General features: G+C 30.8%; 8 protein-coding genes. 1 reads left to right on the plus strand and 7 read right to left on the minus strand.

Going from position 1 to position 11,270, the window contains the following annotated elements; translation table 11 throughout:
• From ACQCX0_RS02495 to ACQCX0_RS02520, 6 genes are all read right to left on the minus strand, one after another.
• Positions 1-439: hypothetical protein (locus tag ACQCX0_RS02495; protein WP_462562584.1), on the minus strand; the 439-nt coding region annotated here is incomplete at its 3' end.
• 118 nt (positions 440-557) lie between these two features.
• Complete coding sequence (locus tag ACQCX0_RS02500) at positions 558-1,196, minus strand: ribonuclease HII (RefSeq protein WP_462562586.1); 639 nt, start codon at positions 1,194-1,196, stop codon at positions 558-560.
• A gap of 247 nt (positions 1,197-1,443) precedes the next feature.
• On the minus strand, positions 1,444-1,857 hold the full coding sequence (locus tag ACQCX0_RS02505; protein ID WP_462562587.1) for an ImmA/IrrE family metallo-endopeptidase: 414 nt from the start codon (positions 1,855-1,857) through the stop codon (positions 1,444-1,446).
• Between the two features lie 98 nt (positions 1,858-1,955).
• Positions 1,956-2,165 carry a hypothetical protein gene (locus tag ACQCX0_RS02510; protein WP_462562588.1) on the minus strand — a complete coding sequence of 70 codons (210 nt, stop codon included), beginning with the start codon at positions 2,163-2,165 and terminating at the stop codon, positions 1,956-1,958.
• Between the two features lie 265 nt (positions 2,166-2,430).
• Positions 2,431-6,792 carry an Eco57I restriction-modification methylase domain-containing protein gene (locus ACQCX0_RS02515; RefSeq protein WP_462562589.1) on the minus strand — a complete coding sequence of 1,454 codons (4,362 nt, stop codon included), beginning with the start codon at positions 6,790-6,792 and terminating at the stop codon, positions 2,431-2,433.
• A gap of 53 nt (positions 6,793-6,845) precedes the next feature.
• The gene (locus tag ACQCX0_RS02520) at positions 6,846-8,234 is read right to left on the minus strand and encodes an FAD-dependent oxidoreductase (RefSeq protein WP_462562590.1); all 1,389 of its coding nucleotides are present in this window, start codon (positions 8,232-8,234) and stop codon (positions 6,846-6,848) included.
• A gap of 98 nt (positions 8,235-8,332) precedes the next feature.
• On the opposite strand from ACQCX0_RS02520, the gene dgt reads away from it, so the two are divergent.
• Positions 8,333-9,694, plus strand: a complete 1,362-nt coding sequence (gene dgt / locus ACQCX0_RS02525; protein ID WP_462562591.1) for a dGTP triphosphohydrolase — start codon at positions 8,333-8,335, stop codon at positions 9,692-9,694.
• A gap of 149 nt (positions 9,695-9,843) precedes the next feature.
• Here dgt and glmU read toward each other — a convergent pair whose 3' ends face one another.
• Positions 9,844-11,184, minus strand: a complete 1,341-nt coding sequence (glmU, locus tag ACQCX0_RS02530) for a bifunctional UDP-N-acetylglucosamine diphosphorylase/glucosamine-1-phosphate N-acetyltransferase GlmU (protein ID WP_462562592.1) — start codon at positions 11,182-11,184, stop codon at positions 9,844-9,846.
• Positions 11,185-11,270: the final 86 nt, after the last annotated feature.

Below are 11,270 nucleotides of genomic sequence, written 5' to 3' on the forward strand. Positions count from 1 at the left end.
TTTTTATAAAATTTTGTACTGATGATACAGCAGGACCCATCCCAGCACCTACAAACCATCCTAAATATTGCTTATTAAAAGTAGGTATTTGCAGTAAATCTAATTCTAAATTTAACAAAACCGTAGTAGTGACTAAATTAAATAAATAACTAAATTTATTACTATCAAGATAGGAATCATCAATTATATGAGTTTTATTAAGGATATCATTAGTATAACCTTTTGCCGAATAATAATGATTTAAATCAAAAGAAGCCTTAAAGATATTAAAAAAATTATAGCCGAACCCTAATTCTATGAGCTTAGTATTATAGATATCGTTTTTAACATAAGACTGCCCATACCCTAAATTAATAAAATTAGAAGTTACTGCTGCTTCTGACTTATAAACAACGCCTAGCAAAAGCGTTAAGATTAATATTCTTTTAATAATGTGCATCTAAATAACGTAATGTTTATATTTTATAATATCGTAAGAGATATTAGATTTATTGTAATAACAATTCTACCTAAAGTAAACTTACTTTTGGTTTTTAGCAATTTTATAGCTTATTATATTATTTTTTACTTTTTATACTAGGTTTTTTTAATAAATTCACTGGTTTAAAGCTACTCCGATGATGCTCTGTAACCCCGTAATTGCTCATAGCAATAAGATGCTCTTTGGTACCATAACCAGCATTTTTTTGCCAGTTATATTGAGGATATAGCACTGCTAATTCCTGCATTAAATTATCACGATAAACTTTAGCAAAAATAGAAGCACAAGCAATAGTAATACTCTTAGAATCACCTTTGATTAAGGTATAAGAGGGTATCTCTAGTTGCAAATTTTTATTACCATCAATTATTACATAATTAGGTTGTATAATTTTTTGCAAAGCACTATAGGCTCTCTTCATAGCTATGAGGGTTGCCTGTAGGATATTATATTTATCAATCTCTATAACGCTTGCCTGCCCCATGCCGTATATAACATACTGTGTTAATGTGGCAACTAAATATTCCCGTTTTTTTACAGATAAAGCTTTAGAATCATTTATCATATTTAATAAATTATGCGGAGGTTTACTTTTAAAAATTAAAGCATTCGCTACAACCGGTCCTGCCAAGGGACCTCTGCCTACTTCATCAATGCCACAAATAATTTCTTGCTCATGTTTTAAAAGTTTATTTTCAAAACTAAAATCCGGCACTTATTGTTTTCCAGCCTATATTATTTAATATTTTATAACTGTATTACAGAATTCTCAAGTCTGCTACTTAGCAAACTATACTTGATACACTTTTAATTATTCCTTACTTTTATAAATAAAACACTTTTTTCACAATATTTTTCAAGCTCTCCCCCCAGCAGAATTAACCATTAGTTTAGCCCTTATTAATCCAAAGGTGCTCCTATTCTAATTGCTAAGGCTTGTTCTGATACTTCTAGTTTTTCTGCTACATATTGTATTTGTTCAACCAAATCTTTCTTTTCAGCTCTAGCGTATTAAAAAGTTCTGTAACTAAAGTCCACGGCATTAGCATGTCTGCAGCAAATTTATTAGCCTCTGTTTCTATTTTAGCAGATAAACCACTTCTATATAAACAGTCATCTTCTATAGTTTTTTTATCTATTTCTTTCTGATGCAAGCAATAATGTGCTAATTCATGAGCTAAGGTAAATCTCTGCCTAGTGTTACTATGTTTTTTATTAATAGCTATTATGTATTGCTTGTTTTCTTTTTTTATATATCCAGCAATATTATTATCTAAGGCTTCCTCTGTTATTTCAATCCCTAACTCATCACCTAGCGTTTTTATGTTTACAGGATATATTTTCTGTAATTCTGATAATTTTCTTAAAAAAGTCATAGTTATAAGTCCTTGTAAAAATTATCTTGTTGCTGCTTCTTTTCTTCTAATCCTTGCATATACATTTTAATCTCTTTCTCTGCTATATTCTTAGCATGTTACTTAATACCACGATAGCCGAAATAACTAATAATTACTAAAAAGAAACCAAACATAGTTATAAAAGTTTGCAGAACTGTTAAATCTAGGTGTTCTACTCTTGTACTATTATCTAGCATGAATATTTTGATAGTAGAGACAATATAGAAAGCTAAACAAGCTACCAATATTAATAAGATTACTAATTCTACACATTTTCTCATTAGCATTTTGTTAATACCATATTTTTATTAAATAATAATTAGCATTTATAAAGATAGAGTGCAAGGAAAATTTGCTATTTTGATATCTTCTACCTGTTAGGTTTATACTATTGTGGGGAGTTGTAAAAATGTATGGCGGGGATTGGAAAGTGTATTATGATGAGTTAGGAACAGGTGAGATTAGGTGAGGGAGGAGTGAATGGTAGTTAGCAATATACAAAAATATATAATTATACATTTTTATAAATAAAATTACATATATGTATACAATCTATGAGGTGGGGTATTTTGCATAGGCTTGTAGGAGTTGTTCTTGGTAGGCGGGTTGATTTTTATTAAATACCGGAAAGGTAGTTAGGATAAACTCTAATTCTGCTAAGGTAATTTTATAGAGAGCGGCAACAATACAATCATTCTCTAACATTTTAGTACATCTAAACTTTTCTTTATTGCTAGAGGAATTTGGGACTAAAGATAGATCTATGTTAAGTTCTTTAGCAGCATCACTAAAATGTTCTGGGGCGTGTAGATAATTAAGTAATAAAGCATTCTCCATAAGTTTTTGGTATTGCTCACTTGCCAAAATTTCTGCGGTAGTAGGTTTTGGTATCGGGATTTGCTTGAAGTAAATTAGATTTACATTCATATCTACATATTTCCTAATAATAAAATCTATTACTATGGAATTTAACACAGAATTTAAAAAAAAGATTTGTGCTAAAGAATAGCTTGGTACAACTATTATCTTAGCATTACTTTTATCTAAATAATAATGTATAGGTATTGTTGCAGCTAAACTATTCCCATAGGTAGAATTTTTAGGTAAGATAGTACTAATCAGGGTTCTCTCATCAGTATTTCTAGCAATAGTCCTAAAAGCTAAACGATAATATTGGTAGTTATAACTTATTGCTTGAGTAATTTCTTCTTGAGGGAAAAATTGTAATTTTTCCTTAGAAATATGTTGCTTCATTCTATGAAGTTCTTTAGATTTCTCTACAGTTTCTAAATCCATTTTATTTACAAAATATTTTGGTAAAGAAAAGTTAAGATTAAACTGGTGAATAGTCTTACCCTCATATAATACTAAGCTATTAGTTAGCGTTTGTTCTTGCATAATCTTCCTATGATTAGTCATATCTAACTCTCTGCCAAATTTAACATAATCCTTAGTAATAGCTTGTTCTTGCATAAGTTTTCTATGTTGGGTCATATGTAACTCGTTAGAAAACTTAATAGTATTTTTCCCTATGCGTTCATATAAATTATACATTTTTGTAATAATTGTTAAATCTTGTCTGGTTTTAAGTTCTAAAATTGCCAATGACTCTGGGGAGATAGTTTTAATTTGCTGCAATGTTAATTCAATAATATTTTCATCAGTTTTCAAAATACTAGGATTTACTTCCATAAAACGGAACTTTATAGGTTCATCTACCAAATTTGCTTCAGTAGATTTGTGATTTAATGAAAAAATTACAAATTTGTAGCTACTGTGTACATTAATAAATATTTTCTGCCTATTCTCAAACTGGTAACAATAGTTTAATTGATATTCCTCAAGCAGATGTTGCCTTAGTTTAATACTTCCCTGGGAATAGGTTAACAAAGAAGGAGTAACTAAATTTAACACCCCTGTTGTTCTTAATAATCCTAAATTATTTTCTATAAAGAATTTAAAAAGGTTATTATCACCCGCACCGCTATTGAGTGGGAAGTTAGACTTTAGATAATTATTATAACTTTGTAGGAATGCCTTATTAATATCATAATGTGCTTTTACCCAGTTATAACTAGGGTCTTTTAAATATTTTTCTTGTACTGCTTTTTTACTTTCAATACTCATTTTGCGATAGGCAGTATTATATTGGGAAAAAAAGTCGTTATCATTATAAGCAGTTTCTTCCCAAGGCGGATTCCCGATTACAATATCAAAATTACCCCTACTATCAGGAAATTCCACCTCATAATTAAAGGGTAAATAAGTTGCTACAAAATCCTCTACTGCTTTATGTAACTCTGAATCCGGATTTTCCTTATCCATATAAATCTTAAAAATAGTACTACTATTCTTAACTTTAGCAATTTTTCTTTTTATTTTATTATTAGCAAGTATTTCTAATTCAGCTCCTGCTTTACCCTTAATACCGTAAGCTAAGCGATTAGCATTTCTAAAATCACAATAATTAATAATATTAAGCAGTAGATTAACCTCTTGAGTTTTTGGGGCAATTTGGTTATTATAAATCTCTTTAGATTTTAATGCCTCTTCTACGGTTGTATCTTTTAAATTTATTAATTGCTTATAATTTTCTTCTAATTTTGCTAGTTTTTCCTCAGCTTCCTTACACCATAAATCAAGTTGGGGTTCTTGTTTAAGCTCTGCCCTAAATCTATCAACTGTGGTACCAATTAAACTATTACCCTGTTTAATGTGATGTTCTATAAAACTTAGAGGAGTACCGAAAATAAAAGTTTCAATCCAGAGGGCTAATTTAGTAATTTCAATTGCCAAAGCATTATAATCTAATCCGAAAACACACTTTTTTAGGAGAATTCTTTTAAGAATTTGCCCCTCATCTAAAAATTCCTCTTGTGATTTAGGATCCCTAAAGCCTAACTCTTTAAGATTCTCAATAATTTTAGCTTTTTCTTCAGCAATTAATTCACGAATATTTGCATTCCCGCCTATTCTCTCAGTAGAACTCTCCATAGAGTTAGTAGTTGTATCCTTGCCTCCAATAACTTCTACAGTGGCTTCTCCCTTGGTATCCTCTGCCCAATTGGCAGTAGAGGCAAACTCTAACAATACCTTCTCTGTTAGGATTTGTAGAGTGTCTACTAAAAAGTGGCCACTCCCGCAAGCATTATCTATAATTTGCAATTTATGCAAACTTTTTCCTAATTTTTGCTGATTTGCTATACTATCTGCCACCATAAATTTAGTAAGACTTTCCGGAGTATAATAACTGGCAGTTTGTTTTCTGGTATTACTGAGTGATACTAAATACACACTCCCTTCAGGATATTTTCTATTTCTACACTCTGTTACATGCTTAAAGTCTTTTTTAAGGGCTAAATCTAGATTATCGGCAAAAGTTACAATCTCAGCTTTATTTTCCCTATAGGCTACTAAATAGGTATCTTTACTGGCCAATCTGAATTCATATTGTAAGAGATTTTCATAAATTTCCCCTAATTTTTTAATATCAATGCCGGAGAAGTCATTTTGGGTGGTAAGTAGTTGTAATTGTAAACTAGTAGGTAAAGTAGTAGTAGCAGGAGGAGTAGAAAGCACCGCATCTGAAATAGCTAGGCTGGAAACAGAAGAAGAAGACGCAGAAGAGTTCGGGGCTTGCAGGGGGTACTTGAGAGAGTTTTTTATACTTGGTACTGAGGGTAAATCATTTTTTTGATAAGGTAAGTCACTCTCTTTATAAATTAACATCTGCTTAAAGATTGTACGCATTACCTCATTAGTAAAAATACCCTTATGATTTAAAGATACAGCTTTATCTAGAGCAAATAAACCTCCGTTTAACATGGGTATTTCTAAATTAATATTTCCTACCGATAAATATCTAAAATATTCTATTAATGCTCCGTAAATATTATATTCAGAGGGGCGTTGTTCGGCGGTTAAAATATACTTCTCATAAAATTTATAAATAGAATAATTATCATAAGCTTGATGTTTTTTGAGGAGGGTTTTAAATTTACTTTCATAATAGAATAAAAAAACTAAACGAAACATAAAAGTTATACTATCTGAAAACAAGGTTTTTAGGGTGTGCGTACCTAAGGTTTGCAAACTCTTGTTTTGAGTATGGTAATTATATACACATTGCCCTACAACTTCTAAGATAGAATCCTCATCACTATTTTTATCATTACCGTAGAGCACATCAATTAGGCGATTTTCTATATCAGTTATCTTCTGTTTCTGAACATTCTTAGTTTGGCTAATAGTATTAGTACTTAAGAGATCACTCTCTACTGGGGTTGGCTTACGAAAATAAAACTCACTCTGAAAAACTCTATAAAATAAGATAAAAGCCTCAATATTTTCATCTTTTAAGGCACTATATAAATCTATTTGTAAATAGACTTTATTGGCAAATTTAGTGGTAGCATCATATAACCTGAAATATTTAGCGTTAGTTAAAAAGCCGTAAGAAATTCCCGAATTAATTAAATAATTTATTACCTGATAATGCGGGTTATTAACTAAATCTGCCTTATTAGTATCTAGTTTTTGAGTGGTAGCTTTAGCCTCACACAATAAACATTCCGATAGATGCTCTAATTGGGCACTTTTTTTTAATTGGAAAAATTCTTGTTGTTGCGATTTATTCCTAAATAAAAGGTAATCTAACGTATATTGTTTACTTTGGATACTAAAGGGATATTCTGAGGAAAAACTATAACCTAAAATTTCTAAAACTTTACTGATAAATTTATGCTTTAAGTCAGCCTCATTGTTTGAGTTTAGTTCTTCTTCTGATAAGCTTTGATATAGAGTTAGAGTTTGTTGATAAGCTGCTTTCTCCGGTTCAGTATAATTATTCTCTAGAATTTTACTAATAACCGTAGTTGTAAAATAGTTATTTTCTAAATAGTGAAGTATTTTCATGCTTTATTATGCCTTATTAATATTTTACCGAGCTTGTACTAGCATAGGTAAAGCTAAAGAGTAAGTATATCTTCTGCAACTGTGGGATGCAAGCCAATACATTGGTTAAGATCCTCTTTAGTAATACCTTGTTTAAGTGCTACGGCAAAACCTTGAATAATTTCTGCTGCATCATTTGCACACAAATGCAAACCTACTATTTTATTATCTGCTTTATTCACTATGATTTTTAACAAAGTTTTGAGTGGATTATGAGTAAAACTATATTGCATAGATTTAACGGTAGAAGTAAAGACCTCTATTTGAGTATATTTCATTCTAGCCTCTACCTCAGACAAACCACAAGTTGCTAATTCAGGCATTGAGAAAACTGCAGTAGGAATAAAATCATAATTAGGAATAGTAATTTTATCTTTACAAAGCGTTTCAAATAAGCACTTTGCCTCATAAATCGCCACTGGAGTTAACATCTGCTGATGCATTATATCACCTAGGGCATAAATATTAGGCTCTTTAGTTTGTAAGTATGCATTGGTTTCTATAAAACCATTTTGAACAGTAACTTTAGTGTTTTCAAGATGCAAGCCTGCAAGATTAGGTTCTCTGCCAATAGCACTAATTACTAAATCTACTGTTAGGGTTTCTTGATTCTTAAATTTAACTAAATACTTATTTTGCTCTTTAGTAATACTTAAAACTTCGGTATTTTCAATAAAATTTATCCCGTAATTAACTAATTCCTGTTTTAAGTGGTTAGCAACATCGCTATCAAAATTATTTAAAATTTTACCAGAGCGTAATACATTATGTATTTTTACTGAAAAACCTCTTAAGATGCCAATGAATTCCATAGCAATATAGCCACCCCCTAAAACTAGAATCTCTTGCGGTAAAGTTTGTAAGTTAAGAAATTTTTCAGAATCTAGCACAAATTCTACCCCCTTAAAAGTTGGAAGTCTACTTTTTGAACCCGTTGCTAAAACAATTTTTTTAGCTCTGTATTGCTTTTTTTCTGAGGTATTATCTACACAAGCAATGGTATTTTTATCAATTAGAGTAGCCCTACTACGAACAATTTCTACATTATTATTAGTTAAAGCTTGCTCATACAGCTTACTTAATCTATTTAATTCTACTTCCTTTTGTTGTATAAATTTATGTAGATTAAAAGTAGAGTTTCCTACATTTTCCCAGCTAAAGTCGTTACTTAGTTTAAGAATCGCACCTATTTTAGCAGCATAATACAAAAGTTTTTTAGGGACACAACCCCTTAGTACACAGGTTCCTCCTATTTTTTGTTCCTCAAAAATAACTACTTTTAAGCCATAGCCTCCTGCCAACTTTGCAAACCTTACTCCGCCAGAACCAGCTCCGATTATTGCAATATCGTATTCTACATTGTGTTTTTGAGATTTGCATTCTTGAGATAATTTTTGAATCATAGTATGTTGTAACTCTTTTTGTAATTATTTTGTACTTTTTACTAAATTATTATACCATATTAGCACTAACTAAACAATCTTACCACAGGATTTATGATATGCCTAATTCAGAAAAATGGCGTAATTTACTATCAAATAAAAGATTTGGGCTCAACCAAAGCTATACTCAACAAGCAGATAATAGAAGCCCCTTTTTAATTGATGCGGATAGAATAATTTTCTCTTCTAATTTTAGAAGACTACAAGATAAAACCCAAGTACATCCATTAGCTCAAAGTTCTTTTGTAAGAACCAGATTAACTCACTCCTTAGAAGTAGCAACGGTTGGTAGATCTTTGGGATATAATGTCGGTCTTAGTTTAGTAAAAAAATATGACTTAAGAGCAATAATAACCGAACATGATTTGGGTTATATTCTGCAAGCAGCTTGTTTAGCACATGATATAGGCAACCCTCCCTTCGGACATGTAGGAGAAGAGGCAATTATTGATTTCTTCAAAAATAATATGCCTGATAATTTAGCAGATTTAGAAAAACAAGATTTACTATCTTTTGACGGTAATTCTCAGGGCTTTAGAACTCTTACTAACTTAGCCGGATGGGGAACTGAAGGAGGTTTAAGATTAACTTTTGCTACCTTAGGGGCTTTTTGTAAATATCCCCGAGGAGCTATTTTAGAAAATTCTACTAATTCCTCTCTACTGACGGCTATCGGAGCTACTAAATCAGGAATTTTTCTTACAGAATTACCTTTCTTTAAGGAAGTAGCCAGCACTTTAGACTTAATCACAAAAGATTCTATCCTACCTCTTTGGTATAGACACCCACTTGCTTTCTTAACCGAGGCTGCCGATGACATTTGTTATAGTATTGCTGATATTGAAGATGGTTTTACTACTAATTCTATAACTTTAAAAGATTTAGAAAATTTATTAGCTCCCATTGCGAGAAGTCCTAAAAAATATGAGGGAGATAGCAAACATAGAGCCAGCTCTCTTCGCAAAGAAGCTTTTTATAAACATTTAAGTATTTATAAAAAAGTAGAATGGTTACGAGGTAAAGCTATTAGTAATCTTATAGCAGAGACAATCAGCGTATTTTTAGAACAAGAAGAAGCCATCTTAAATGGTGATTTTGATAATGAATTATTAAATCTAACGGTTTTTGCCAATGAAATTAAAGAATGTAAAAACCAGGCAAGAGCATTAATTTTTAGTTCTAATTCTAAATTGAATACTGAAATTACCGGAATTAGTGCGATTTACGGCTTGCTTGATGAATTTTATCAAATTCTTAAGAACCCGAAAAGTCCTAAATCTCAACGATTTAGCAAAATCTTAGGATTTCAAAATAATCCTAAAAAATCCTCTTATGAACAGTTTATGATTGCTTTAGATTTTATTTCTTACACCACCGATAGACAAATTATAGAATTATATCGCCATATTAAGGGTTTTTAGAAAAGTTTTTAGAATAAAATTTTAAAATAATTTTTTTCTTAATTTATAATCTTGTACCTTCCTTAAAATCTTAGATACTATCTTACAAGGTACAAACTTAAAATACTCTAGTTTAAATAAAATATGCTTACTTTGAGGATATTCTTACCTTAGTTTTTTTGTTTTTGAACAAATTTAAAAAACCAATTTTCAATATTTGCTTGTAATCCTCTTTCTATAGCTAAGCTACCCTCAGGTACATCATCAGTAATTACACTCCCTGCAGCAACGGCAGCATTATTATTAATTTTAATCGGAGCTATAATTGAAGTATTACTACCAATTAAGCAATTTTCTCCGATTGTAGTTTGAAATTTACTAAATCCATCATAATTGCAAGTAATTGTACCGGCTCCTATATTAGTATTTTTACCAACTTCGGTATCACCGATATAACTTAAATGATTAATCTTAGTATTAATATGCACTGTAGCATTTTTAAGTTCTACAAAATTACCGATATGAACATTTTCAGCTATTTGGGTATTTGCTCTTAACCTAGCAAAGGGACCTATTTTAGCATTTTTTTTAATATTAGCACCCTCAAGGTAAGAAAAAGATTTAATAAGTACCCCTTCTGCAATATTTACTTTAGTACCAAAGATTACAAAAGGCTCAATTATTACATTTTTAGCAATTTTACTATCAAAGCTAAAAAAGGCTGTCTCCGGACTTACCATGTGTACTCCTAATTCTAAGAATTGTTTTCTTTTTTTATTCTGAAAGACATTTTCTAAAAATGCTAACTCTTCTTTAGTATTAGCTCCTGATAAATTTTCCTTATTATCTTGTAAATACAAACAATTATACCCATATCTAGTTGCTAAAAAAATACTATCCGTTAAATAATATTCTTTTTGCAAATTATTAGGTTGGATAGCCTTTAAAATCTTTAAAGCTATTGCAAAAGACATTGCTAATACCCCTGAGTTACAAAGTTTAATTTGTTTTTCTTCAAAGTTAGACTCTTTATCTTCCAAAATTTTGATTACTTTATTGCCTTGAGTAATAAGTTTGCCGTATTTATTGGGCTTATCAGTTTCAAAGCCTAGTACCGCCATCTCAGCTTTTTCTTGAGTGTCTTTATTATTAATTAAAGTTATCATTTTTTTTAATACTGTACTATCAACTAAAGGGGTATCAGTGTAAAGAATTAATAAGATCCCACTTTGACTATTTAAGTATTGCTCCGCAGCCAATACAGCATGGGCACTGCCAAGCCTTTCCTGTTGATAAGCAATTTTAGTTTTATTTTGCAAATAAGTCGCAACTTCCGGCATATCATCACCTATTACCGTAATGATTTGAGTAGGCTTTAACTTCTGAGCAGTTGCAATTAAATGCTCTATCATAGGAACTCCTCCTAATAAATGCATACATTTAGGTAAATTAGAATTCATACGGCTTCCCATCCCAGCAGCCAAAATTATCACCGTAATCTCATCACTCATTTTCATATAACACTTTCATAAAATTTCTTATATCTATAGATCGGAAGAGCGTCGTGTAGGGAAAGAGTGTAGATCTCGGTGGTCGC

This window comes from Candidatus Hepatincolaceae symbiont of Strigamia maritima (assembly GCF_055505085.1).